The organism is Paenibacillus sp. KS-LC4 (assembly GCF_036894955.1).
In the GTDB taxonomy this organism is placed as follows: Bacteria; Bacillota; Bacilli; order Paenibacillales; family Paenibacillaceae; genus Pristimantibacillus.
The window spans coordinates 1,444,983-1,470,969 of the sequence record NZ_CP145905.1 but is presented as its reverse complement, the minus strand read 5'-3'; the positions used below and the strand labels follow the sequence as shown (position 1 = coordinate 1,470,969).

21 protein-coding genes, 6 tRNA genes and 2 pseudogenes are annotated in these 25,987 nt (G+C 49.1%); 5 read left to right on the top strand and 24 right to left on the bottom strand.

Going from position 1 to position 25,987, the window contains the following annotated elements; genetic code table 11:
• Positions 1-103: 103 nt before the first annotated feature.
• The 6 genes from V5J77_RS06270 to V5J77_RS06245 all read right to left on the bottom strand — a co-directional run bounded on the left by V5J77_RS06270 (position 104) and on the right by V5J77_RS06245 (position 7,806).
• Positions 104-1,933 (bottom strand): ABC transporter ATP-binding protein, encoded by a 1,830-nt coding sequence (locus V5J77_RS06270; RefSeq protein WP_338554918.1) that lies wholly within the window; start codon positions 1,931-1,933, stop codon positions 104-106.
• Positions 1,926-3,671 carry an ABC transporter ATP-binding protein gene (locus tag V5J77_RS06265; protein ID WP_338554917.1) on the bottom strand — a complete coding sequence of 582 codons (1,746 nt, stop codon included), beginning with the start codon at positions 3,669-3,671 and terminating at the stop codon, positions 1,926-1,928. Before V5J77_RS06265 ends, V5J77_RS06270 begins: the two co-directional genes overlap by 8 nt.
• A 150-nt stretch (positions 3,672-3,821) precedes the next feature.
• A complete protein-coding gene (locus tag V5J77_RS06260) occupies positions 3,822-4,580 on the bottom strand; it encodes an N-acetylmuramoyl-L-alanine amidase (RefSeq protein WP_338554916.1) in 759 nt (252 codons plus the stop codon).
• Positions 4,581-4,752: 172 nt separating this feature from the next.
• Positions 4,753-5,619 carry a protease modulator HflC gene (gene hflC, locus V5J77_RS06255; RefSeq protein ID WP_338554915.1) on the bottom strand — a complete coding sequence of 289 codons (867 nt, stop codon included), beginning with the start codon at positions 5,617-5,619 and terminating at the stop codon, positions 4,753-4,755.
• Entirely contained in the window at positions 5,616-6,650 is a 1,035-nt protein-coding gene (hflK, locus tag V5J77_RS06250; protein WP_338554914.1) for an FtsH protease activity modulator HflK, read from the bottom strand. The genes hflC and hflK overlap by 4 nt, the downstream gene beginning before the upstream one ends.
• Positions 6,651-6,723: 73 nt before the next feature.
• Positions 6,724-7,806 (bottom strand): AI-2E family transporter, encoded by a 1,083-nt coding sequence (locus tag V5J77_RS06245; protein WP_338554913.1) that lies wholly within the window; start codon positions 7,804-7,806, stop codon positions 6,724-6,726.
• Between the two features lie 302 nt (positions 7,807-8,108).
• On the opposite strand from V5J77_RS06245, the pseudogene V5J77_RS06240 reads away from it, so the two are divergent.
• The 3 genes and pseudogenes from V5J77_RS06240 to V5J77_RS06230 form a co-directional block, all read left to right on the top strand.
• Positions 8,109-8,669 (top strand): annotated as a pseudogene (locus tag V5J77_RS06240) (LamG-like jellyroll fold domain-containing protein); the annotation flags it as partial.
• A gap of 54 nt (positions 8,670-8,723) precedes the next feature.
• A complete protein-coding gene (locus V5J77_RS06235) occupies positions 8,724-10,010 on the top strand; it encodes a right-handed parallel beta-helix repeat-containing protein (RefSeq protein ID WP_338556595.1) in 1,287 nt (428 codons plus the stop codon).
• A gap of 138 nt (positions 10,011-10,148) precedes the next feature.
• Positions 10,149-10,703 carry an SEC-C metal-binding domain-containing protein gene (locus V5J77_RS06230; RefSeq protein ID WP_338554912.1) on the top strand — a complete coding sequence of 185 codons (555 nt, stop codon included), beginning with the start codon at positions 10,149-10,151 and terminating at the stop codon, positions 10,701-10,703.
• A 155-nt stretch (positions 10,704-10,858) separates the two neighbouring features.
• Here V5J77_RS06230 and V5J77_RS06225 read toward each other — a convergent pair whose 3' ends face one another.
• From V5J77_RS06225 to V5J77_RS06150, 16 genes are all read right to left on the bottom strand, one after another.
• The gene (locus tag V5J77_RS06225; RefSeq protein ID WP_338554911.1) at positions 10,859-11,281 is read right to left on the bottom strand and encodes a pyridoxamine 5'-phosphate oxidase family protein; all 423 of its coding nucleotides are present in this window, start codon (positions 11,279-11,281) and stop codon (positions 10,859-10,861) included.
• Positions 11,282-11,388: 107 nt separating this feature from the next.
• The gene (locus tag V5J77_RS06220) at positions 11,389-11,976 is read right to left on the bottom strand and encodes a ribonuclease H-like YkuK family protein (RefSeq protein ID WP_338554910.1); all 588 of its coding nucleotides are present in this window, start codon (positions 11,974-11,976) and stop codon (positions 11,389-11,391) included.
• A 48-nt stretch (positions 11,977-12,024) separates the two neighbouring features.
• Positions 12,025-12,109, bottom strand: a tRNA-Leu gene (locus V5J77_RS06215).
• Between the two features lie 10 nt (positions 12,110-12,119).
• Positions 12,120-12,193: transfer RNA gene (locus tag V5J77_RS06210), tRNA-Glu, on the bottom strand.
• A gap of 24 nt (positions 12,194-12,217) precedes the next feature.
• Positions 12,218-12,290, bottom strand: a tRNA-Trp gene (locus V5J77_RS06205).
• Between the two features lie 10 nt (positions 12,291-12,300).
• A tRNA-Gln gene (locus tag V5J77_RS06200) sits at positions 12,301-12,374 on the bottom strand.
• A 5-nt stretch (positions 12,375-12,379) separates the two neighbouring features.
• Positions 12,380-12,455: transfer RNA gene (locus V5J77_RS06195), tRNA-His, on the bottom strand.
• 2 nt (positions 12,456-12,457) lie between these two features.
• A tRNA-Glu gene (locus V5J77_RS06190) sits at positions 12,458-12,534 on the bottom strand.
• Positions 12,535-12,764: 230 nt separating this feature from the next.
• Complete coding sequence (locus tag V5J77_RS06185; protein ID WP_338554909.1) at positions 12,765-12,998, bottom strand: hypothetical protein; 234 nt, start codon at positions 12,996-12,998, stop codon at positions 12,765-12,767.
• 246 nt (positions 12,999-13,244) lie between these two features.
• The gene (locus V5J77_RS06180; protein ID WP_338554908.1) at positions 13,245-13,523 is read right to left on the bottom strand and encodes a hypothetical protein; all 279 of its coding nucleotides are present in this window, start codon (positions 13,521-13,523) and stop codon (positions 13,245-13,247) included.
• Between the two features lie 146 nt (positions 13,524-13,669).
• Positions 13,670-15,766 (bottom strand): beta-galactosidase, encoded by a 2,097-nt coding sequence (locus V5J77_RS06175; protein WP_338554907.1) that lies wholly within the window; start codon positions 15,764-15,766, stop codon positions 13,670-13,672.
• Between the two features lie 69 nt (positions 15,767-15,835).
• The gene (locus tag V5J77_RS06170; RefSeq protein ID WP_338554906.1) at positions 15,836-16,648 is read right to left on the bottom strand and encodes a carbohydrate ABC transporter permease; all 813 of its coding nucleotides are present in this window, start codon (positions 16,646-16,648) and stop codon (positions 15,836-15,838) included.
• Position 16,649: 1 nt separating this feature from the next.
• A complete protein-coding gene (locus V5J77_RS06165; RefSeq protein ID WP_338554904.1) occupies positions 16,650-17,561 on the bottom strand; it encodes a sugar ABC transporter permease in 912 nt (303 codons plus the stop codon).
• A gap of 96 nt (positions 17,562-17,657) precedes the next feature.
• The gene (locus V5J77_RS06160) at positions 17,658-18,977 is read right to left on the bottom strand and encodes an ABC transporter substrate-binding protein (RefSeq protein WP_338554903.1); all 1,320 of its coding nucleotides are present in this window, start codon (positions 18,975-18,977) and stop codon (positions 17,658-17,660) included.
• Positions 18,978-19,157: 180 nt separating this feature from the next.
• The gene (locus V5J77_RS06155; RefSeq protein ID WP_338554901.1) at positions 19,158-20,903 is read right to left on the bottom strand and encodes a histidine kinase; all 1,746 of its coding nucleotides are present in this window, start codon (positions 20,901-20,903) and stop codon (positions 19,158-19,160) included.
• Positions 20,904-20,921: 18 nt separating this feature from the next.
• A complete protein-coding gene (locus tag V5J77_RS06150) occupies positions 20,922-22,472 on the bottom strand; it encodes a response regulator (protein WP_338554899.1) in 1,551 nt (516 codons plus the stop codon).
• A 178-nt stretch (positions 22,473-22,650) separates the two neighbouring features.
• Between V5J77_RS06150 and V5J77_RS06145 the strand changes: the two are divergent.
• Together V5J77_RS06145 and V5J77_RS06140 are read left to right on the top strand one after the other, a co-directional pair.
• Positions 22,651-22,799, top strand: a pseudogene (locus tag V5J77_RS06145) (S-layer homology domain-containing protein); the annotation flags it as partial.
• Positions 22,800-22,803: 4 nt separating this feature from the next.
• The gene (locus V5J77_RS06140; RefSeq protein ID WP_338557095.1) at positions 22,804-23,346 is read left to right on the top strand and encodes an S-layer homology domain-containing protein; all 543 of its coding nucleotides are present in this window, start codon (positions 22,804-22,806) and stop codon (positions 23,344-23,346) included.
• 92 nt (positions 23,347-23,438) lie between these two features.
• Here the strand turns inward: V5J77_RS06140 and V5J77_RS06135 are convergent, their stop codons facing one another.
• Positions 23,439-25,175 carry a DUF4127 family protein gene (locus V5J77_RS06135; RefSeq protein ID WP_338554898.1) on the bottom strand — a complete coding sequence of 579 codons (1,737 nt, stop codon included), beginning with the start codon at positions 25,173-25,175 and terminating at the stop codon, positions 23,439-23,441.
• 181 nt (positions 25,176-25,356) lie between these two features.
• Positions 25,357-25,917 carry a hypothetical protein gene (locus V5J77_RS06130; RefSeq protein WP_338554897.1) on the bottom strand — a complete coding sequence of 187 codons (561 nt, stop codon included), beginning with the start codon at positions 25,915-25,917 and terminating at the stop codon, positions 25,357-25,359.
• Between the last annotated feature and the right edge of the window lie 70 nt (positions 25,918-25,987).

Below are 25,987 nucleotides of genomic sequence, written 5' to 3'. Positions count from 1 at the left end.
TATAAAATGACAAAAATCCCAAAGTCCATTGCTAGTTTATTGCTTTTTTCGTGCCAAGCACATACCTGCTATTTATACCCATTTTCCAAATGATTTAATCAGCTCACGCGAATACTTTGCCACGCGAATGGCGATAAAGCTCCTCATAATAGCCATGCCGTCTCACCAGCTCTGCATGCGTGCCCTGTTCAGCAATTTCTCCCTTACGCATCACAATAATCCGATCGGCCTTCATTACTGTAGAAAGACGGTGGGCGATAATAATCGTCGTCCGCCCCTTCGATACGATCGCAAGCGCCTGCTCCAGCAGCTGCTCGCTATACGAATCAAGATTCGCCGTCGCTTCATCGAGAATGAGAATTTTAGGCTGAAATACGATAATTCGGGCAAAAGAAATCAACTGCCGCTCTCCGGCTGACAAGCCGCTTCCCCGCTCGGACAGCCGCGTATTATAGCCCTCGCTCATGCGCTGGATAATCGTATCCGCTCCAACAAGTCGACAGGCTTCAATGACCGTATCCTCATCTATGTCCGTATCGAACAGCCGCACATTATCCAGCACACTGCCAGAATAAAGATAAGGCTCCTGCTGAACGAGGCCTACGATGCGGTGCAGCTGCGCTTGCTCCATGTCGCGTACGTCCGTGCCGTCGATTCGCACGCTGCCAGAGCGGACATCGTAGAAACGGCAGAGCAGGCTGATCAGCGAGCTTTTGCCTGCTCCCGTGGTGCCGACTATGCCGATTCGCTCTCCAGCTCTGATACGCAGCGACAAATCACGAATGACAGCCTTCCGCTGCCCATAGCCAAATACAACGTGGTCAAATTCGATATCGCCACGCACATTCGCTTTCGCAAGCACATGCGGCGTCGCCTGGTTCGCAAGCTCCGGCTTAAGCGCAAATATGCCCCAGATGCGGGTAACCGCAACTGTCGCCGATTGCAGCGTATTCCACTGCTGCGTAATCGTGTTAAGCGGCTGAAAAAACAGACGGATATACGTAATAAACGCGTAAAGCACGCCGAAATCCATTTGCTTGTTCAGCACGGCCATTCCGCCAAGCCATGTAACGAAAGCAATCGACAGATTGCTTAATATATCAAAGGAGCAGCGAAACCATACCTGCGTCCTCACTTCCTTCATATTAGCCCGGAAATAGCCTTCATTGCGCTCCGTAAATTCTCGCTGCTGCTCCTTCTCCTGATGAAAAGCTTGGATCAGATTCATGCCGGCCAAATTTTCAGCCGTAAAAGCGACAAGCCGCGAGAGCTGCGTTCGCGCACGCTGATAGGTCCGGCGCATATAAGAACGAAAACCAACGGCGATGCCCGCGATAATCGGCAGCAGAAGCAAGCAGTAAAGCGCAAGCTGTGCATCCAGCTGGAACATCAAAAATATAATGAACACTAGCGTCATGCCATCGCGCAGCACACTCATCAGCACTTGGCTGAACAGCTGATTCAGCGATTCTGTATCGCTGGAAACGTGGGTAATCAAGCTTCCGCTTGAGGTACGGTCAAAATACGACATCGACAGCTTCGAAATATGCTCGAACAGCTGCTTGCGGACTTTCGCCACAATGCTTTGCCCTGTGTATTGCAGCAAATTGTTCTGCAAATAGGTGAACAGCAGACTCATGGCTGCTAAGCCCAGATACAAAGCTCCTATGCCGATAATGGCACGATACTCCCCCTTGCCCGCCATTAGATGATCATCAATAATCACCTTTACAAGATAGGGCTGGAGCAATTCCGCAGCTATAGCCAGCAGCGTACATAAGAAGATGAAGGCAAAGCTCCATTTATAGGGTTTAGCAAAGGAAGCCAGCGCTCGAAATGCCGACACATATTTAATATCCGGCCTCGGTTGGTTGTCGCCCGCTTGCCGCTCGTTCCTCTGGTCAGCCTCCCAATTGCGAATGGAATTAGCCATCGGCCTCACCCTCCTCCTGAATCGCGCACAGCGATGCGTATAGGCCCGGCTTCGCGGACAGCTCGGCATGTGTTCCCTGCTGCGCGATCATCCCGCCCTTCATGACGATTATTTGATCGGCATGCTTGATCGCACTAATGCGATGGGCCACAATAATCGTCGTTTTTCCTTTGCGCATCCTGCGTACCGTATTCATAATTTCCGTCTCGGTTACAGCATCAACTGCGCTTACACTGTCATCCAAAATCATAAGCGGAGCCTGCTTAATGAAGCCTCTCGCAAGACTCGTTCGCTGGCGCTGTCCGCCTGACAGCGTCACGCCCCGTTCTCCGAGCTTCGTCTCGAACTGCTCGGGAAACGCCATAATATTTTCAAACATTTGCGCTTGCTTTGCTGATTCCTCAACAGCGTCCATTTCTCGCCCCCGATCCGAAAAAGCAATATTATCGCGAATAGAGGTGCTGAATAGAAAACCATCCTGCGGCACATAGCCAATTTGGCTGCGCAAGCTCTCCAACGTAATGTCGCGAATATCCGTCTCATCAAAACGAATGGTCCCCTCTGGCGCCTCATAGGTACGCAGGAGCAGCTTCATCAGCGTCGTCTTGCCGCTGCCTGTCGCCCCTACGATGCCAATCGTCATACCCGGACGAATATCCAGCCGAATATCCCGCAGCGCAGCTCCGCGAGCCCCCGGATAAGTAAAGGAAAGTCCCTCAACATGAATGCTCTTGCCCTGCAACTCAAGCGAAGCAGCAGTCTTGCTTTCCTGAATGTCCGGCGTCTCTGACAGCAGCTCGTTCAGCCTCTCCAGTGAAGCGCGTGAGCGCTGCATCGTATTAATAACGGTGCCAATCTGCTGAAGCGGATTCATGAGCATCCGTATGTATAGCGTTAATGCCACAAAATGCCCTATCGACAGCTCGCCGTTCACCGTTAAGTAGCCGCCTAACGAAATCGCTATAATTAAAGATAACGCGCCGAGAAATGGGATGATGGCCTGAAAAATCGAGGATACCCGGACCAGACGAAGCTGGTTGTCCTTGATTTGATCCACCGTTGTGAAAAAACGCTCATTCATGACCGCTTCAACAGCAAACTTCTTGGTGACGCGTATGCCCCCAAACTGCTCCTCCGCTGATTCCGTCATCGTGGCAAGCGAGGCCTGCACTTTTTTGGAGCGCTGCATAATGACTGGGCCGAATCTCGTTACAATGAACGGGATCAGCAGCAGCGGTACAATGGACGAGGCTAGCAAAAACAGCGGGATGCCGCTGTAAAGCATCATCGTCACGACAGCGAAAAACAGCGTCACCGCGCTCGCCGTCTGATTGACGCCCATCGAGATCGACTCCCTTACTCCAGTGACGTCATTGATGACATAGCTCAGCAGCTTGCCGACGCCATTTTTCGAATAAAAACGTTCACTGAGTCCGGTAAAATGCATAAACAGCTTGCCGCGCGTCAATCGCTCAAAGCGCCTGCCAATGTACATGATGAGAAATTGCGCAGCGCAAGCCAGCACAACGTAGCTCGCGCCAATGGCGAGCAGCAGCAGGCTGTATTTTTGAATAAGCCCGCTTGATAAACCGTTCATTTGCAGCGCATCCGTAAACCTTCCCAGCACCTGCGGAAAGAACACCTGAATGATACTGGATGCGACATGCAGCAGAACGGCAACGGCATACAAAGGCCAGCTTTGCTTTAGAAAATCGACTAAAATCCGTTCTTTTTTCATTCTGCATATCACTCCTTTGCCGACTAACTATTTACCACTATAGTATTCATTGTATCAGTTTATTCGCCGTTTGGGTTGAAAATGACGAAAGACGGCTCGCTTAAGCCGCCTCCGCCCTCCATTTGACCCTTGCCTGCTCTGTATGCCGCCCTACAATAGACCTTTGCGATGCAGCACCGTCAGCAAACGATAAAAGTCCAGTGATCCGCCTTCCGGCGTGTCGATGACGCCAGCAGCCACGGCAGCCGCAACCGCTGCTTTCGCCCATGCCGGCACCGTCATGCTGTGCTTGGCCTCTAGCTCCGTCACTCGCTTCACCAGCGCAGCAAACTGCTGGCGCTCCGCTTCTGTCATTGGCTCCCCCTCCCCTTCCGGCTTTTCCGGCTCTGGCTCTGGCTCTGGTTCCGCAGCATTGCCCAGCAGCACTTTGATTTGCTGTAAAAAGCTTTCCCAGCCGCCCGGCCGGCTCCGAAACGTATGCGGACAGTTTTTGCCGCTCCAATGGTTATGCTGGACGACTGCTGTAATCGGCAGCCCAAGCTTGCGCAGCAGCTCGGCTATGAGCTCCGCTGCATTCGCCTCCGCCTTGCTGCGGATGCCATCGCTATTTTCACAAATTTCGATTCCAATGGAGCTGAGGTTACCCGGTCCACTACCATCGCCTGCATGAAAGCCGTGCTCATTCACAGGCAAATGCTGCACGACCCGCGTATCATCCACGGTAAAATGCCAGGAAACGGGCAGTGCTGCGGCGGCACCTCCTTTTAAATATTTGGCATGGGAAAGCGCATTCGCCCCCTTCGAGCTGTTCGCTGTATCATGTACCGTCACATATTTCGGCCCTTGAATGGCCGTGCCGGGACGATTGCTCCTGCCTGCCGGAATAAAATCCTGTATCCAATCAGCCATCGTTCACCCTCCCTTCCTGCGTGTGCGTGATTCGCTCGCTTCTATTAGGAAGTGCGCCAATGCCGCAATTGGTTTGTACACCTGCCTGAGGGCGGCAAAAAAAGGCGGTGAAAAGAGTGCTGCTCCACTCTTTTCACCGCCCTGTCATTCAGCCAAAGCTGGCCTTTAATCTTTATTGGCCAAGCAATATTTTCGCATATGGCGAGTCGATTGGCAGCATGATGACCGGCTCATTTTTGAGCGTCGTCACATAGCTTTCCAGCGTCCGGTAAAAATTATAAAACGCCGGGTCCTGCCCGTATGCTTTATTGTAGATTTTCGCCGCCTGCTGCTCGCCCTCGGCAATGATTTTTTTCGAGTCGGCCTGCGCTTGCGACATCAGCTCGCTTGCGGTGCGGTCAGCCTTCGCCGTAATTTTGCGCGACTCCTCATCACCCTCGGACAAGTAACGTGCCGCGATGGATTGACGGTCGGAAATCATTCGATTGTACACGCTTTGCTTATTGCCTTCAGGCAAATCCGTGCGCTTAATACGCACATCAATGACCTCAACGCCATAATCGTCACGCCTGAGCGCCTCGGCTACATCGCGCGTAATTTCATCATTTATATTACCGCGCTCCGTCTGCTCACTAATAATATTATCGTAATTTACCTCTGACAGCTTGCGCCTAACCGAATTATATACCGCTTCATCAATACGCTGGACACCCGCGCTTACCGTCTGAGCCGTTTTCAAAAATTGCTCCGGCTTCGTAATGCGCCAAACGGTGTAATTATCCACGATAATCGGCTTCTTATCCTTCGTCAATATCGACGTTGGATTGCTTTCGTACGTCATTTGGTATTTCGGCAATGGCGATACATTTTCGATAAATGGAATTTTCAGCTTGAGACCCGGCGTTTCGGCAACCCGCACCGCTTCACCAAACTTCAGCACGACCTTGTATTCGCCTTCCTTTACGACGTACATCGAGCCTGCGCCAAGTATGACGACGATCACAAGGCCGACGAGCAAAATCAATTGGTTTTTCTTCATGGTGTTGCTCCCCCTTCCGCCTGCGGAGCAGGGGTTTGTGAATTGCTGGAGCTGCTTGAACCACTTTTGCTGCGCAGCAGCTCATTCAGCGGCAAATAATTTACTGTATCGCTATTACTGTTAGTAATGAAAATTTGCGCATTCGGCAATATTTTTTCCAGCGTCTCGAGGATTAGACGGCTTTGTGTAACGTCCGGGTTATTTTTATATTCAGCAAAAATCGCATTGAACTTCGCGACGTCGCCCTCGGCGTTCAATATCCGCGACTTTTTCTCCGCTTCGGCAATTTCAAGCAGCGCCTGTGCTTCACCACGCGCCTTTGGAATGCGATCGTTTTCATATTTTGCTGCGTTATTGATCTTTGTGTTTTTTTCCTCGCGGGCATTCGTAACTTCACGGAACGCTTCCTCTACCTGACCGCTTGGCGGCTCAATATCCTGGAATTTAATGTCCATAATTTGAATGCCGGTTTGGTATTTGGTTTGCAGCTCCAGCAGCTTCTCCCGCACCTTATCCTGAATAACGGTTTTTCCGTCTGTAATCGCATAATCAAGCTTCTCTGAACCAATAACCGAACGGATGGAGGAGCTTGCCGCATTGCGCAGGAAGCGCTCCGGATCATCAATGTTGTACAAGTAATCATGCAAATTGCTTATTTTCCACTGGACGACGGCATCAGCCGATACAATATTTTCGTCCCCGGTAATCATGAGCGCTTCGTCGTCAACGGGTGTGATGCTATCCCCATTTTGGCGGTATCCGATATGAATGCGCTGCACAAGCTCAGCCGGAACCGTAACAACCTGCTGAATCGGATATGGAAACTTAAAATGCAGCCCAGCCGTCGCTTCCCCCGTATATTTTCCAAATGTCAAAATGGCCGCGCGCTCCTGCTCCTGTACCGTATAAAAAGATGAAAATCCGAGCGTAACGGCTACGATGCCGATGGCTGCCCCGATGATCGCCTTTTTTACCGTTTTTGGATTAAGCGGCTGTTGGCTTCCTTGCGGTCTGTTTATTTCCGTGTTCAATTAAACCTCTCCCTTCTATTTATATGAACAAAATGAGAACAAACCTAATCTGTTCATACGTAAGGGGAGCCTATTAGGTGACAGTTTTTTCCCAGCGATTATAAATCCGCACAATCATGATCTTCAAAAGCAGATAAACCGGGATTGCAACCATGATGCCAACAATACCGCCCAGCGCCCCTGAAACGAGAATAAGCAGCATTGTTGTAATAGGATGAACGTCCAGCTTTCGCCCATAAATATACGGGGACAAAATATTTCCTTCAATCTGCTGAGCCAGCATAATGATGACCACAACCCAGATGACGGACGCAGGCTCATGGATAAATGCCACGATTACACAAGGAATGAGCCCTAAAATTTGCCCAATATACGGAATCATATTCATGAAAGCAATAACGAGGGCCAGCACCAGCGGATACGGCAAGCCGATGAGAAGAAAACCGATGAGCACCATCCCGCCAAGCAGCAAGCAAAGGGTAACCCTTCCAACAATAAAGCCGCTTAGCGCTTTGTCCATCTCCTGCAACGTTTCTTTCAACCCGCTTTTGTAACGCCGGGGAGCCCGCTCCAGCAGCTTGAGAACCGCAGCCCGGTCATCCATCAGCATGTAATAAAGCAACAGCGGCGCCGTAGAAACAACGATTATAAAATTGGAGAGCACGGAAAAGGCATTTTTCACATATTCGGTTGCCGATGCAATGCTTTTTGTCAAATAGGGCTCTGCTTTTTCCATTAAATTAAAGCCTGCAAAATCGAATTTCGACAAATCGACACCAAAAAAAACTTGATTTTTCTGCAGCTGCTCCAGCTGCCTTTGAAAGTCATCCGCAAGCTTCGGCAGCTGCTCCAGCAAACCCGTCAGCTGACGCTGCAATATCGGCCATACGACGATGCCCAGCAGCGTAATAAGCGCAGCCGCGAGCACATAGATGAGCAAAATGCAGAGCGGCTTCGGCAGCTTCCAGCGATGCAGTCGTCCTACCAATGGGCGAAGCAGATAATACAAAAATACAGACAGCACGATCGGTACAAAGATGATTTTCAGCGCGAGCATAATCGGGTCAAAAAACGCGGAATTGCGCGCAAACAAATACAAAATAAGCAGCACCAATACGATGCTGACCAAAATTTGATTCAATCGGGTTAAACGCATAGCGAAGCATCCCCTTTGTTCCTTAGTCATGCCTAACATTTATGCTTACCCCTTGCCCTGCTCCTGAAACCAAATCCCCGATCCTCAGCATTTCGGATGAACGCTTCTTATCCAAGCGTTAGCTTGGCATTATTTATGGCATCCTATCGTTATATTACCATAAAAGCCCCATTTTTCGCGGGTAAATGAACATGTGAGGTAATGATTATTGCTGGAATCGCCTTTATTCCTTACGATGTGTCCAAGGAGGTCAACTGGAATAAAATACAATTTAAGCGATTACAAAGGAGGAAACACAAGTAATGTCCACCATGTTATTTAAGAAAAAGGGGATCAAACCGCTCGCCTTCCTGCTCTGCTTTTGTCTAGCCCTTCCTTTTACATCTATGCTCGGAAAAGTTCAGGCGGCGACGCTCTACAGCGCCGATTTTGAAAGTGGCAGCGCCTCGGGCTGGACCGCCACAAGCGGCACCTGGTCAGTCGTACAGGATAGCGGCTCGAATGTATATGCCCAGAACAGCTCCTCAGAGGGTCGCACCTCCGCAGGCAATCAGGCTTGGACGAATTATAGCGTTGAAGCCAAGGTGAAAATTGATAATTTCAATGGAACGAACCGGACTTATGTAGCCGGACGCTATCAGGACGGCAATAATTTTTATGCAGCGTCGCTCTATAACAGCGGCAGCGGCAAGCTTGAAATACGCAAAAAAGTAAGCGGTTCCACAACCACGCTGGCAACCGTTGATTACCCCATTACTGCCGGTACTTGGTATAATGTTAAACTCACGATGGCTGGCTCTTCAATCACTATGCATTTGAACGGCACGCAGGTGCTGACGGCTACGGACTCCAGTCTCACTTCAGGCGCAGTTGGTCTCGTAAGCTTTAAGACAGCCGCTAAATATGACAATGTAATCGTGTCGGATTCGGTGTCGACTCCAACGCCAACGACTTCGGCAACAGCTACTCCGGCACCGACAGCGACTGCAACTCCGGCGCCTACAGCTACACCAGCACCATCTGCTACACCTACCCCTGCTGCGGGCGATCTATTCGTAGCGGCCAATGGTTCTGCCAGCAACAGCGGCACGATCGGCAGCCCGCTTACACTTGCAGCAGCACTGACAAAAATTCAACCGGGCAAAACAATCTATTTGCGCGGCGGCACCTATGCTTTTTCTGAAACGGTAACGATTGAACGGACGAACAGCGGAAGCTCGGTTAGTGCACGCAAAGGACTTGTCGCCTATGGCAGCGAGAAGCCTGTGCTGGATTTCTCCGCACAAGCGTTTGCCTCCACGAACCGCGGTCTGCAAATTAACGGCCATTACTGGTTTGTGAAAGGTCTTGAAGTGAAGGGTGCTGGAGATAACGGCATCTTCATCGGCGGAAATTACAATCGGATTGAAAATGTTGAAACGCATCATAACCGCGACACTGGCTTGCAGCTCGGACGTTACATTTCCACTGCCGGTTACAGTGAGTGGCCTGCTTACAATGAAATTATTAATTCTTATTCCCACGACAACTACGATCCAGATAATGGGGAGGATGCCGACGGCTTTGCGGCGAAGCTGACGGTTGGCCCAGGCAATGTTTTCGACGGTTGTATTGCGGCATATAACGTGGATGACGGCTGGGACCTGTATTCAAAAACCGAAACGGGAGCGATAGGAATTGTAACGATTCGCAATAGTATCGCCTATCAAAATGGTCAAACATCCGACGGTACAACGACAAGCGATAGCGATGGCAATGGCTTCAAGCTGGGCGGCGAAAAAATTGCTGTAAATCATATTGTCGAGAACAACATCGCTTTCCAAAACAAAAAGCATGGCTTCACTTATAACAGCAACCCAGGCTCCATTTCCATGAAAAATAATACCTCGTGGAGCAATGGACAGAGCAACTTCGCTTTTGATTTAGGCACCCATCTATTCACCAATAACCTGAGTCTAAGCGGCGGCTCCAGTGACAAAACAAGCGGCACCGACGTATCAAATACTAATGTTTGGTGGAAAAACAAGGCCAGCGTAAACGGCAAAGGCTTGCTTGCAAGCTCGGCTGACTTCGTGAGCCTGACGCCTTCCGTTATCCGCAATGCAGACGGCTCGCCGAATCTCGGCAATTTCCTCAAGCTGGCGGCTGGCAGCGATTTAATCGGCTCCGGCACGCCATCTGGTACGAATATTGGCGCACGCTAAGCGCGAATAAGATAAGGAAATTGCGGCCGCCCCCTTGCCTCAATGCGTCAAAACCGCTACCATGGTAAGGGTGCATAAAGGAAATCTGCTTTGCAGCTCCTTATGTGCGATTAACTTTTTTGCCTAAGGAGACTTAACATGTTAAAGCCAGGACGAAATGATGTATGCCATTGCGGCAGCGGCCGTAAATATAAAAAATGCTGTATCGAGCTGGATCGTGAGGAGGAGCGCCGTTTGGCAGCAACCCAAGCTTCCGGTGGACTACAGTCTTACGCGGACATTGAACGCCTGCTGGAGCAGGAGCTTGTGTGGGAAGCCCCATCCTATGGTGAGCTGGCCCGTGAACTGGCCCAGCAAATGAAGGAAGGCTACACGCCTGCCCAAATTAGCCTTGCCCTGTTTATGTGGAAGGAATATACGGATGCTAATACTCCATCGTTCCGAAAACCCGGCGTCTACTGCGCGGCTTTGGAATATTTGATCTGCGAAATTCAGAGCATTCCAAGCTCTAAAGCCGAGCTTGCCGAGAAGTACAGCGTATCCGTCTCCACTCTATCCAAAAAATGTACCGAGCTGACCAGCTTCTTTATGGAGCAATATGCAGAGCTTCAAGCAGAGCAGCCTGAGGCAGCAGTCACTGGCGTTGCTGAGAATGCGGAGCAGCACCAGCAAGCGGAGCTTGTGAAGGCGTAAGCTAGAGCCGAGCTTCAATCTATTACCGTTACATGGCTGCAATTAGCAGCAAAAGAGCCCTGCGCCTTCACATGAACGTGAAAGCTGCGGGCTCTTGTCGTTTTATGGTTTATTTTTATGGAAAGCTATCGTTAAACGCAAATACTGCTCGATGGCTATGGAAGCCACACCTTAGTCTCGCCACCGTCGCTGGAATATTCAATATACTCCGGAAACGCTTCTATAATGATGTATTCCGGATCATGAGGTCCTTCAAACCACTGCTTGAAGTTGTCATTCCACAGCCTCTCACGCAGCTTGTTATCCGCGCACAATTCCGCACGTGCCTGAATTTGCACAATATCCGAAGATGGCTTGCCATCGTATCCGACGAGAATATGAACATTCGGGTTAGCCCGCAGCTCATCGACCTTGCTCGTATCGCGATTCGTGGCCAAATATAAGTTAAGCCCATCATGGAAGAGCGCCATATAACGCACCATTGGCTTATCGCCATTTACGGTAGCAAACGAGCATACATGGTTCGCTTGCAGCACATCAATAATTTCCTGCTCCAATTTTTTTGTTGTATTCGGCATCGGTATCTCTCCTTTAAGGGTTCATCTTTTTGCTAGGCTTCCCAGCCACGCGCTTGCCATAGATTACCCCTTTTGCCGTTTATTTAATCGGAGCTATGTTTGGATGTTTATTCGACATCACTTGCCGCGAAGCGGTAAGGCTTCTTGGAATGCCGATTCGCATAAGAAGAAGCGACAATTGCTTCCGGTTTCAGACGAGCCTTCATCCCCATAGCTTCCACACGCAATACCATTTCCGCCACATAAGCAGCCGTCTTGCTGACAGCCGGATCGGTTCCAGCATCGACGTCAATGTACGCCTCGAAGGACGCGCCCTTGTATACAAAAGGGAGCACGATATTCTCCATTTGCACCCTGCGTTCGCCACCGAAAAATAGCGCGACCTCCTCGCTGTATGACGTCTCCAGCGACAGCTTCTCCTTAATGGATTTCAGTTCGCGGGGTATGACGACCTGCCGATAGCAGGCCCACGCCCCTTTGCCCTCACGCTGGATAACAACGCCAGTAATCATCGTCGTATGTCCTGCATGCACCTGGCAGTCGGTACCGATCATGAAATTGTAATTTGCATGTGGATCAAGCGACATAAAACGGACAATGCGATCATGCACCTGCTCTAAATTGAGGCGTCTTTCCGATACATTGTGAAACTCCATGTCGTGAATCAATTGAAGATGTTTTCTTATTTTCATCATCGTCACCTGTAAAGCAATTAGGCTTCTTCCCTTCTTTAGTTGGAGTAATGTGCTTCAAGGGACTCGAACCCTTAGTTGTCTTAATGACAGCGGATTTTAAGTCCGCCGCGTCTGCCAATTCCGCCAGAAGCACAAAATGATAGTGACGCATGGGGGATTCGAACCCACCGCATCCACGAGTGAAAGTCGTGTGGCTTAGCCGCTTGCCGAATGCGCCTTAATGGAAAAGCTGCTTGAAAAACAAGGGGTGCGGGTATCGAACCCGCCACATTCGGATTTGGACTCCGAATCGCCTGCCTTGGACATGTCCCCCTATATTGAATATGGCTGCCCCTCTTGGAATCGAACCAAGACGCACGGTGTCAAAGACCGTTGCCCTACCGTTAGGCGAAGGGGCATTATTTGGGGAGATTAACCGGACTCGAACCGGTACTTATCAGGACCACAACCTGACGTGTTTGCCTTTTCACCATAATCTCCATGGTGACGCATGGGGGATTCGAACCCGCCGCATCCACGAGTGAAAGTCGTGTGGCTTAGCCGCTTGCCGAATGCGCCTTAATTAAATACTGCTTAACAGTTTGGTGGTATAGAGCATTTGTTCTTATTTTTGATACAAAAAAACTACTTTCCCCCCTCGCAGTTCCGTCTTGTTCTCCCGTCCTCCGCTTCATAAGAAGCTAAGTTTCGAGAAGAATGCACAAACGGACCACTCACCTAGGGTGCAAGTAGTCTTCACGTATACAGATATTGATTTATCGGAATGTATGCCACTCCGGGCTTCAAGATCAGGCTGCCGCTACTCCCCCTTTGTTCAGGATGGGGAAGTCTGGCTGCGATACGTAAAAACGACGACTATTGGGTTCGATGCAGGCAACATGTACGTTTTCATTAAGCTCTTCTAAAGCTGGATGCTGATGCTCATCCGCCTGCTGTTTAACTGCTTCACTTTGCACTTGCTCATATGAATGTAAATCATGCTCTATCTGCCAATCCATGCGCTGTTCTGCAATATTTTTCATTACCTGCACCTTCCTTTCATCCTCGTTAGTTGTTATTTTCCAAGATGGTCCGGTTTCCCGATCCTTCATTTTACTTTATCACTTTAACGCTTTAATTTATGTTCGACTTGATGCTTTTCATACTAGCATATCGACTTTTTAGATGTCAAACCTTTTTATTTAAAAAATTGAATATTGTACACTTTATTGATTTTATTACCTTATATCCATAAAAATCATATAGATGGGCGATTCATTTTTTGTATATTACTTCAATTGCCCATTAAAAGTATCTCTGTAGAAAATAAAAAAAGGACCACTGCTCAGCGGCAGTAGTCCCCCTTCCCCTCCAACAGCCAGCCCCTTCAGGAGCTCAGGCGTATACCTGCTTCCCTTCATTTTGGCGTCGAAAGCATATAGGAGAAAGGCTGCTGCACGGGCTGTAAGCATTATCGGCCTGCACAAAAAGATGGCTGCTCTGCTCTGCTCAGAGCACCACGGTTGTTCAAGCTTGTTATCATGGTTTGATAATAAAATGGTTAACATGCGCCGTGCACTTCCTTTCCTTTGATTAATAAAAATGAATCCCATTCACAATTTAATATATATCGTTCATTTGAATGCTTATTAATTGTTTCCCATCTTATAGCAAATAATCCTGTCTTGTCAACAACAAATCTGCCGCCGATCGGCTATGCTTGCAAAATCCACACGTCATAAGGCCTAATCACTACTTCGCCAACAAGCGCTTGACCTGAAATCTGCTCCGTAAGCTCGCGTTTCATATGGATGGAAACAGGCTGCGAAGAATAGTTTAATAGCATATAATAATGCCCTGCCGCTCCGCTGCGCGGCACAACCTCAATCGCTTCAGTAATTTCTGCCCATTGCTCCAGCGGATCGGCGATTTGCAGCAAATCAAGCAGCCTACTCGTGCTTTCGCGCGTAAAGAAGGTACCGAAATACACGACCCTGCCTTTACCAAGCCTTCTGATTGTAACCGCTGGCTGTCCTGCGTAATAATCCTCCATATATGTCGCGGCAATTTCCACCTCGCTAACAGCCTCAGCAGCAGGCTCCAGCATTTCGTTAAATACGTGGGCCGCGCTCTGACCTGCGCCATTTATGAAGGACAATCCATTCGTCTCGCCCGGATTCAGCATCGTAAAATCGCTTACGCTCACGCCAGCAAGCTCGCGCAGCACACCTGGAAATGGCACCATGTATGCCTGATTATGCTGGTCCTTATAGCCGCTTCTCGGTCCAAGCACGAGCGTTCCGCCTTGCTCTACATAAATACGCAGCTTCTCGGCATCTTCTGCGGTCAGCAGCTGTGCATTTACATAAAACAGCAAATCATATTGGCTCAGCGCCTGGATCTCCGCCAAATTTTGCTTGGAAAGCATGTCCGCGGCCAAATGGCGCTCCGACAGCGCCAAATAAACCTGCTCTTCGCTATTCCAATAATCGTAGCCAATATAACGCTCTATTTTCACATTGCTATCGTTCGCATAATCATACATAATGGCTGCTTTCGCCACCACATCGGTGCCGATAATAACGTCCTCCAGCAGCCGCGTTTCCTTCGCCACCCGCTTCGCTTCCTCCAGCCGCCAATGCGGCTGATCACCGTACAAATTAAGCCCATGCCAGAGCGATTCCGCCCCATAAGGGCATGTCCGCCAGCGGAAATAAAGCACGCCGTCTGCGCCATGGGCAATCGACTGCCACGTCCACAGCCGCATCTGCCCAGGCTTTGGCGTCGCCTGCAAATAATCGCCCCGGTCGTTGTTCAGTACATTCCCGACCTGCCCGCCCGGTCCCGCCTGCTGCTCCAATACCGTAAACTTGGAAGACAGCCCCCGCACCCTGCTAAGCTGCTTGCCGCTAAGCCGATCCTTATGCGGATATTGCAAATCTGTGCGCATGAGCTGGAACGCCGGATATGAATCATAGGACATAAAATCAACGGAGCGAGCCGTCAGCTCATAATTATCAATATTGCCGAACAATCCATTATGGGTAATGAATTGCTTCTCAGGCAGCAGGCGCTTTAAAATGTCATATTGCAGCTCGGCAAATCGAATCGTCGAGTCCGACGTAAATAAATAAAAATCGAGCAGATGGCTTGGGCTATGGTAGGTCACCGTTGGCCTTGGCAAATAAATTTGCTCCCACGCATTGTAGGTCTGAGCCCAAAAGGCCGTTCCCCAAGCAGCGTTCAGCTCATCCAAGCTATCCTTGTATTTCTCCCTGCACCACTGACGAAAAGCCGTATGATCGCTCTCAGCAAAGCTGACATCTGAATGGCAATTCAGCTCATTGTCAATTTGCCAGCCAATGACGGCAGCATGCCCTTTGTAACGCTCCGCCATCATCGTAACAATGCCAGCACAGAGTCGCAAATAGATCGGCGCCGTGTAGTTGTAGTGCCTTCTTGAGCCATGCTCCATCCGCACACCGCGAAAATCTACGCGCAGCACCTCGGGATATTTTGTCGTCAGCCATGCCGGGGGCGCATACGTTGGCGTGCCGAGAATAACCTTAAGCCCTTCGGCTGCCGCGAGCTCAATCGCCTCGTCGAACATAGCAAACTGGTAGTTTCCTTCTTCCGGCTCCATCACATTCCAAGCAGTTTCGCCCATACGTACAACATTAAAGCCCATTTCCACCATCCGGCGAAAATCCTTCTGCCACATGACGCGGTCCCAATGCTCCGGGTAATAGCAAACGCCTAGCAGAAACTGCCCGCCTTCGTATTTTTTCCGATCCTTCAACAAAGCCTCCATCTCCTCTCACCCTTTAGACACGCGTAAGCGGCAGTCAGATTATGCTGGCTGCCGCTTCAAGCTACCCTTTTACCCTTTTACTGCTCCGCCGGTCAAGCCTTTAACCAGCGTCTTTGAACCAAACATAAAAATAATAATGAGCGGCAGCGTACCAAGCGTCAGCCCCAATATGCTAGCCGAATAATCGGTTCGAAACACCGTAGATAAATTCGCGATGCCCAGCGGCAGCGTATACAACGATGGCTCGTTCAGCGTAACGAGTGGCAGCAAATAGTTGTTCCATGAGCCGAGAAAAGCAAGCAGCCCCAGTGTGCTGAGTGCAGGCATCAAAAACGGTGTTACAATTCTGAAAAATATCGTCAGCTCGCCACAGCCGTCAATACGTGCGCTTTCGATGACCTCGGTCGGTACGCTGGATTCGCTGAACTGCGTCATGAAGAATACGCCGAACGCATTGTTTAGCGCCGCAATGAGCAGCGGAATATGCGTATTGTTCAGATGGAAAAACTTCATCTCCATAACGAACGCAATGAGACCGAGCTGGCCAGGAACCATCATTGTGCATAGAATGACGAGGTACAGCACTTTTTTTCCTGGAAATCTGAATTTGCCGAAGGCATAACCCGTAATCGACGACATGACTACCGAAATAGCAGTAAAAAGGACGGCAACATAGAAGCTGTTCCAGTAATTAAGCAGAAAATCACCGGACAGCACGGTTTTTAAATTTTCGAGCAAATATTTACCGGGCAGCAGCGGCAGCTGCTTAAACAGATCCTCAGAGAAGTACGTCCCCATGACGACCATGATGTAGAACGGAAGCAGGAACAGGATTGTAGTCACAGATAATAGGATGATGACGGACCATTTGGATACTCTCATGCTAGCTCTCCTTCCGATTCAGCCATTTGATGCCGGCTAGTGAGAACAAGGCGATAAACAGGAAGGTCGAATACGCAATCGCTGCTCCCTTGCCATATTTAAAGGACGAGCCGTTGAACGCAGCATCGAACATGTACCAGATTGGCGTAAACGCCGAGCCTTCCGGTCCACCTACGAGCGACGAGCCCGAAGCCCAACCGCTGAACATCAGCATCGGCTCCTCAACAAGCTGCAAGCCCCCGATAATCGAAGTTATAATCAAAAAGAGATTGATTGGTTTAAGCAGCGGAACCGTAATGTTTAAAAACACATCCTTTGGCGAAGCGCCGTCTACAACAGCCGCCTCATATACGGAAGGCTCCACACTCGCCATGCCCGCACAGTAGAACATAATGAAATAACCGAGGTTTTTCCAAAAAAGCATCAAAATAATAATCCATCTCGCTGTATCCGGTTCACCCATCCAATTGATTTTTTCACTGATGAGGCCGATTTGGACGAGGAAATTGTTCAGCATTCCGCCCTGCCAATCAAATACCATGGCAAAAATAATGCCTATCGCGACCGGAGTCGTCATGTATGGCGTGAAAATGCCCAAGCGAAAAAAAGCTTTGCGGCGGATGAATTTGCTCTCAATCAGGCTTGCACACAGCATGCCCACAATAATAAGCGCCGGCAAATACGCCACTAAATAAATAAGCACATTACCGAGTGATTTCCAAAAGTAAGTGTCATGCAAAAATAATTGCTTATAGTTGTCCAATCCGACAAAATCATGGTTGCCGAACAAATCCCAGTTCGTAAAGCTGATATACAGCGTAAACAATAGCGGGAACAAGCCGAATACGGCATAGCTTAAAAAATACGGCGCCACAAACAGATACGGCCATTTATGTTTCGTTAATGCTTTCATTCTCTCCCACTTCCTCTCTCTGCTGCCTAAAAGAACGATAACCGGCGTGTCTGTTCGCCGGTTATCCATGTTCATACTGCTGCTTAAACGATGAACCTATTTAAACTTGATTTCCGGATGATTTTTCTGCAGCTCCTGCTTCCAGTTATCAAGTGCCAGCGCTGCGGTATAGGAAGGGTCCTTCGTAAACGTCTGCATCGCCAAGGAAGAAGCATTATAAATATCTTGGTCGAATCTTGTGTAGGGCTTCGTCTTCATAGCCGGCAGCACTTTCTCCGTCCAGAACAGTCCCAGATCCTGCCCGCCATAATAGGAGTTGGCTCCAGAAGAGAACAAGGCCTTATCTTCAAACAACGACTTGAGCGGCACTAAGGATTCATCAATCTTCATGTTAAGCTCGCCGCCCTCTTTGCTCGCCGCAAACCATTCCAAGAACTTCCATGAAATTTCTTTATTTTTCGAGCCTTTCCAAATGCCAAGCGATGTTCCGCCGTAGCTGTAAGCGCCGCCTGGGGGAACCATCAGTCCCCATCTGCCATCGCTGCTTTTGTCATTTGGCTCGATAACGAATTTAGGCGTCCAGTTTGCAGCCGGGTAGAACAATACATTATCCTGTGCATACGATGCATTCCATGTAGGCGACCACATATCCAGCTTGGCTGTAATATCGGCATTGCGAATGTTTTCAAGCGTGGAGAAAACCGCCGTTACGCCTTTCGTATCCACTTCATCGCCCGTAATAAACTGCTCGGGATATTGCGGATACACAATCGTGTAAGCATCCATCATGCCAGCAAGCATCGCTGTTTTACCGCCGCTTTTCTCTTTAAGCTCTTTGCCTTTGGCAATGAATGAATTCCAGTCCGGGAGCATCGCTGCCAGCTCATCCGGATCATCGGTGCCAAAATATTGCTTCGCCAGATCGCGCTTGTAAGCCATCGCTCCCGGTGACACCGACCACTCCAGCGATACGAGCTGTCCTTTGTCGTTTTGCAGATGTGGCACTACCGCATCAAGCAGCAATGATTTATCGAAATTGTACGGCGCTCCGCCCAAATCATCGAGAATGTCCAAAGCGAACAATGCGCCGCGGAAGCCTGCCTCGCCCCAAATAATATCAGGCAGATCGCCGCCGGCTGCAACGGACGTTTGAATCTTTTTCAAATAGTCCTTGGCCGAAACCTCTACGAAATTGATTTTAATGTTTGGATATTTTTTGCTGAAGGCTTCAACTGTCGGTGCTTGAAACTCTTTGCTCCAGCCCCACATCGTAATGGTGCCGGAATCCGCTGCCCCGCCTTCTTGCGCCCCCTTATCCGAGCCGCTGCTGTTTGAGCCGCAGCCTGCCAGCAAGGCCAACACGATAACGAGCGACAGCATCATTGCCCAAGGTTTTGTTCTCATTTTGCTTTGCATGATTGTACTCCCCCATTTGTCATTTCGTAATCTGCTACTCTCATTGCTTGCTATAGGGCTCGCGATGAATTTCGCCTCACTGCCCTAGCACTTCTTCAGTGTAAAGGGCGTACAATCGACGCACAACGCAACAAAGCGATGGTTTTGTATAAAATCCGATGATGCAACGCTTAGCTTTGGCTAAAGTGCCGGCTGCTCGCTCGTGAAAGGAAGACGAAGCAGCAGCTCCGTTCCCGAACCTTTCGGATGCCCCATTTCCAGCCCATAGGCCTCTCCGCATAAATAACGAATGCGCTGATCAATGTTGCGGATACCGATGTTTTTTGTCCCCCTGCCGCTTGCTGCTTGTACAAGCTCCGCATCCTGACCTTGCAGCAGCCTATCTAAAATCGCCGCATCCATCCCGATGCCATTATCCGTTACGGCAAGCAGCAGCGTTTCCTCCACCCGCCTTGCTCTAATCCGAATCAACCCGCCGCTCTCCATTTCCGACAATCCATGAAAGATGGAATTTTCCACCAAAGGCTGCAGCAGGCTCCGTGGAATCCAAACCTCAAGCAGCTCTTCTGGCACATCCCACTCCAGCTTGAAGCGCTCCGCATAACGATATTGCTGAATGGTGGCATAATGCTCGATTAAGCCCTTTTCTTTTGCAAGTGTCGTAAACAAGTCTTGCCCGCCAACATGGACGGCATCCTGCATAATGCCAATAAAAGCCTCGACCATGCTTTCGATTGCTTCAAAGCGACGCTTGCGCGACAAATAAACGACTGTATTAAGCGTATTGTATATAAAATGGGGATTAATCTGGGCAAAAAGCAGCTCGGCGGACATGCGGCGCTTCCATTTTTCCTGTTCCCGCTGCTCCTCCATTTGCCGTTTAATGCTGTGCGTCATCGATTCAAAGCCATTTTTCAAAACCATCAGCTCATCGCCGCTGTTGAAATCAAGCTGAACGTTGTAATTGCCAAGCGATACCTGCTTCATTGCCCGCGACATCGACGAGATCGGACGTGTCATGCTCGATATAATCGGCGTAAACATCAGGAAGCATAGGACGATACATATCGCAATGAACACAAAAAAATAAATGCTAGCCGTCTGAATCGAATCATAAAAACGGTCACGCGAAATAAAGGTGATAATGGACCAATCCGCAGCTGGCAGGCTTTTGCTCAAATAAAAGCCCTTCTGCTCCACCTTCTCGGGAAGCGCCTGGCTCGATTGTTCAAAAATAATGGCTTGCTCCTCATCGCCAAAGCCATGATTTTGCAAAAAGCTCGTTCCCCCGCTCACCCAGGCATAGCGGTCAAAGCTCAGCTCCAATAAATCCAAAATGCTCGTAAAAGCCTCCTGTTTAATATTGAGCAGCAAAATACCCCCGCCTGCCGATTCATTTACCCGGATAAAAAAGCTGATGACCTGCTTATTATCAGAATCCAAGGAATTATGGGGCGCGGTAAACCCACTTTTGACGGGCTGCTTGATCGCATCCTGGAACCACGGCTTATTCAGCTCTTCCTGGTAATAGGAATCGAAGGAAAGAGAGGACATAAATACTTTGCCATCCGAGCGGACGATGGCAGAGGAATCCAAATAATCTCTTAACACATTAAACTTTCGGAGCTGCTGTACAACATCTGAATAGGCAGAAAGCTCACTGTATATGGAATCATAGCTCGTCTTGGCAATAAAACGCTGAATAATCTCATCATTCGTCATATTCGCGGAATATTTACGAATGTCGTCAATAAGCTGATTCATCCGCACCTCCGTCTGCTGCAAATGTATTTCACCGTCTCGGACGGTCTGCCGCTCCAGCAGCGAATAAAAATATCCGAATGCCAGCAGCCCGCACGCCGTTAAGGATAAAGTAACAATTATGATAACGCTGCCTAAAATTTTATATTTAATTCTGCGCTTCACCTGCGGATCACCGTTCCCCTACATGTAATCTTTTGGATGCTTGGACGTCGCTTTTTTGAACACTTGGGAAAAGTATTGGCTTGATTTGTAGCCGACCATCTCCGACACCTCGTAAATTTTATATTGCCCCTGCTGTAGCAGCTCCTTCGCCTTCTCCACCCGGTATTCAGTCATGTAATCGGAAAGAGTCTGTCCCGTCTCCTTCTTGAACACAGCCCGTAAATGAGCGCTGCTAATTTGCAAATGCTGAGAAAGCAGCTCCAGCGACAGCTCAGAATTGCTGTAATGCTTGCGTACATACTCCATAGCCTTTAGCACCCAACGGGAGTAAGCCTGCCTTGCAGCTACAGAGACTAAAATGAGCTTCAGCAACTCGGCTTTAACCTGTACGCTGCTGCGTCCTAAAGCATAGCCCGTCTCCACCTGGTACCGCTCGCTCAGCTCACGCCCAAGCTCCCGCAAAACATGACGAAGCGCCTTCTCATCTTGATTTTTGTCAAGCTGCTCGTTCCAAAGCTTGTCGAGTTGGCGTGCAGCCTCCTCCGCCTCTCCTTCCGCAAGCGCCTGAAGCACGGGTCTTAGCGCCGATTGCAGCAGTCCGAATGCTGCCCCTTCTGTACGCTGCTGAGCTGATGGAAGATGGTCATTCGATTGTCCTTGAGCCGCTACAACAGCGCCCGGCATTTGAAAAACACCGCTCATTGCCATTTGGCTGAGCCTGCGGAAGCTGCTGTGCAGGGCATTTCGCTCGGTTTGCAGCACCACATACAGATTCGGCCTTGCAGCCTCCTGTTTAAACGCTTGAAGCTGATTTTGCAGCCAACGCGAAAAAGCCTGTACCTCATTCCAGCAATATAAATAGCTTTGATGGAGAGGCAGCTTGAGGAGAAATATTACCCCTTCCCCATCAACCGTAAAGGCAGACAGCCACTGCAGCTCCATGCGCTGCTCTGCATGGGCATTTTCTATCGCTTTTAGCTGATCCTCATCAAGCGGCGGCGGTTCAGACAGCGTCTCTCCTCCTAACGTGTATACAGGGGGAGTTTTCATATACAGCATGGCAAGCGAACCTCCCAGCTCCTCCAGATAAGGATGCAGAGCCTCCATTGCCTCGATATCGCTTACTTGCTCTTTGCCCAGCACAACATCCGAAATGATGCTGCGCTTTGAGCGGCTTAGCCGCGCGCGCTCTGATTGCAGCTCCTCTTTAATGCGCAGCAGCTCGCCGAGCAGACGGTTCCGGCTTATTTCATGCTTTAGCACATAATTGGCTGCTTTCATCTCCAGCGCCTGACGCACATAATCAAAATCACGATACGCTGTCAAAAAAAGCAGCCGAGTACCCGGCTCAGCCTCCTGTATTTTCCGTCCCAATGTCAGCCCATCCATATGGGGCATCGAAATATCGGTAATGACTATTTTCGGGCGGTGCTTCAAAAATAGCTCAAGCGCTTTCATGCTGCTTGTCGTCTTCGCTACAACCCGAAAGCCATGCTGCTCCCATGGCACCATTTCATATACATTTTCCAAAGCCAACGGCTCATCATCCACGAGTAATATATCCATCATGCTCACCCTTCTTCGAAGGCTCGCGTTTGCGCGGAGCCCCCCTCATACTTTGCTTCCATTCAAACATACTAACGGGATATATTCAAACCGCAAAAAAGTTTTTTTGCAACCTTTTATTATTTGTCTCGTCAAATACGATGTAAGCAGCAAGCAAAATTTCACATTGAGGTGATGTACAATGAGAATCAAACATAAATTTATCATGTTATCCGCTACTGCTCTGTTAGCGATGTCTTTTGGCGGTATAAGCTTCGCGGCTTCCACATCTTTCAGTGATGTTAATCAGCCTTCTGTTAAAGATAAAATTGCTTCACTTCAGGAGAGGGGAGTTGTGAAAGGCGTGAGTGCTGACGCGTTTAAACCAGATGCTTCCATTACAGCAGCCCAAGGCATTCAATTGATTGTGAATGCACTGAATTTGAACATTGATAACATCCGATTTTTCAAAGCACCGCTAGCGACCGACTACTTCGCTAAAGCTAACAATGACGCCTGGTATGCAGATGCTTTAATCATTGCGGCGAATAATGGACTTGAGCTGCGAGCCGATCTTGACCCCGCCAAGCCTTGGACTAAAGAGGAGTTTATCCAATATTTGATGAAAGCTGCTGAGGTTACAAACCACCTGCCGCTCATCAACATTAAGCCGCTCGAATTCGCCGATGAAGCCGCTCTGGACGTACAGTATCAAGGGGCCGTTCAACGGGCGCTTGTGCTGAAAATTGCGGAGCTTGATGCAGAGGGTAAGCTTCATCCGAAAGAGGAGATTTCCCGCGCCGATGCTGCGGTTCTGACCTATAATATTGTTGAATATATTGCCGCGCATCCCGCTCCGACTTCTGTAGAGCCGGAGAATGGGACTGCTGAACACTAACTGCTCCTCAGTAACGGCCAGCATACGCAACAACAGCCTGCTCTCTTCGGAGAACAGGCTGCTTTCACATTTTTAGGCCAAATAAACAGGGATCAGCAACCATCATGTACTCTTTGCAAAAACACATGGGGCTCTAAAGTAATTTCAAAAGCACGCTCCCAGATGAATTCTGGATTATTCAGCTTAAGTACAACGCTGCTGTATGGCGCAAGCGACCATCTTCCATCTCGAATTTGACGGATGGCACAAGCAGGAGCGGCCGAGCCCATTCCGAAAGCCTGCTGCTCCGCAAGCATCGCCGTGTTTGCCTGCATCCTCCCCTGCAAAAGCGCTGTCAATAGCTCGTAATCGCTAGCGGAATTAAACAGCCGCATGTTTTGGTCAGCGGTCACATTCGTATATGGCGAGCGGCCTCGCGATTCTGTTCGCACCTCGGCAATCGTGAGCACCTTGTAATAATAGTCCTTCAGAAAACGCTTGAACAGCAGCGAGCCCTTCGCATTCATCGCCTCGTCGAGAGCAGCAGCGCGCGTCTCCATCGTCAGGCAAGCATAACGCGACTGCGCCATGCCTAATGCCATCCCGATTTTATTACCGGCTGTATTCCAGCCGCTATAGCCAAGCAGGCTGCCTGTATGTTTGCTGCCAAGCAGCGCTGTCGTGACGGCCGCATCTGACGCCCCTCCGCCCGTAAAATCAATAACAATCGTCGGCAGCAAATTCGCTGCATTTTCCGCTAAACGGCTCACCGCATGATCCGCTTGCTCAACTGCCGTAATCGCGATAATTTCCATATCGCTTTCGACGCTTTCGACGCCTTCCCCGCTGTCCACCGCCTCCCCACCTACGATATCAATATGACGCAGCAGGTTTTGGTGCACATCCATATATTCATAGGGATTCACAATGGCCCGGCCATCCGGGCCAAAATAGCGAATCGCATAGCGCGGCTTGCCGTTCACACAATAGAGCTTCTTCGCCATGCGCGCCAGCAAGCAATGACCTAAACCATCAGCATCTGGCAAAATAATAGCCCGCTCCGGATTTTGGCCATCCGTGCCGCCCAGCCACGCATTGATCCTATTTTCCACAAAAGCGATTTCATTCGCCTGAATCCCGTCAATATAAGCATCATCAACCCCAATAGCAAGAAAATCAATATACCCTTGCCGTGCAAGCTGATCCAGCATGTAATACGTCGTCGTCAATTTGTGGCGCTTCGCATTATAATATTGCTCCTTATCCACATAGACGGTATCAGGGAAGCTTGTGCCATCCGGCTGAATATCATAGCCATTCAAAATGGCCAGCAGCTCGCTCTCCTGCTTGCGCGGCTTCTGCATGAGCGCACGCGTCTCCGTGTAAGCCGGCATCGCCAGCCCTTCTACAAAGACGGTGGATGCCAGCCTCATAATCGTGTCGAGGACATAGATCGGCTTATAAGGATAAGCCTGCTTTACCTCGCGAATGACATCGAGCAGCCCCGTCATCTGATGATCATACTCTGGATAAGTGCCCTCGGCAGTAGCACGCAAACGCCTGCTTCCAATAAGCCCGCCATACACGAGCATATCCAACGATAGAATGAACCCGTCCACCTTAGAGGCATTGTGCAAAATAAAGCGTCGAATCTGCTCAGGCTTGCCGAACGTCGGCTCAGAAGTGCCGGTAACCAACGTCCCGTCTATCGTCATTTCGGAATCGAGACGATTGCGAACATCTCCTGAAGGCGGTACGATCACTTGAATACCAGCAGCTTTGCCTTGCAAAATAATATCGTCCAAATTCGCTGGACGGTCGTCGAGCGGAATATATAATACCTTTTTCATTGCCATCACTCCATCAAGAAAGGGTAGGTACAGCTCATTTCAACGTCTTGTACCTTCACTTATGTAGGTAACCATCTCAATAGAATAACAACCATAGAAAAAATTAATTTGTTTTTGCGCGATATTTTCAATAAAAAAACAGCAGCATTCCTCAAGGAAACGAAGCTGCTTTAACCCGTCTTTAGTCGTTTCCCATTTCCTCTTGTTCAACCGTATGCATCCTGATCTGCGAAGCAATCAAATCAGCAACTTCCTTAAGATGGACAATAACGATAATCGTCTTAAAATCTCCCTGTTCATCGAGGTAATTGATGCAGAGATACCCTTTTTCAGAATGCTCTTGAGCGGCTCCATTTCTATTCTCCAGCTTAAATTCTTGTTCTGTAATCGCTGAGGTATAAACAATTTGCTTGATTTCCAGATCCATTCGGAGGCCATACGGATTCCAAAATGTAAGCTGGTCAAGCAAAATCAAATCCACCCTTGTATATTTAGGAGCAGATAACCCATGAACATGAACAACTTCAAGTCTGGAGGTCTCTTCCCATAATTCCACTGCCTTATGAATTCTTCTTGAACTCGTCGCCCACATTGCAAATTCAAACATCAAACCTGAAAAAATATAAAGGACAATCAGTGAGGGGTAAGGATTTACTTCCAATGAAGCTTTAATCAACAATTTAAAATAAAAAATAGCAAGTAAAAACCAAACAAGCAGCCTAATAAAAGTTCGTTGTTTCAAAATAATCCCTCCTTCATCTGCCATTTCATTTTAACAAGTAAATATAAAAAAGCCATATTTTTTTACAAAA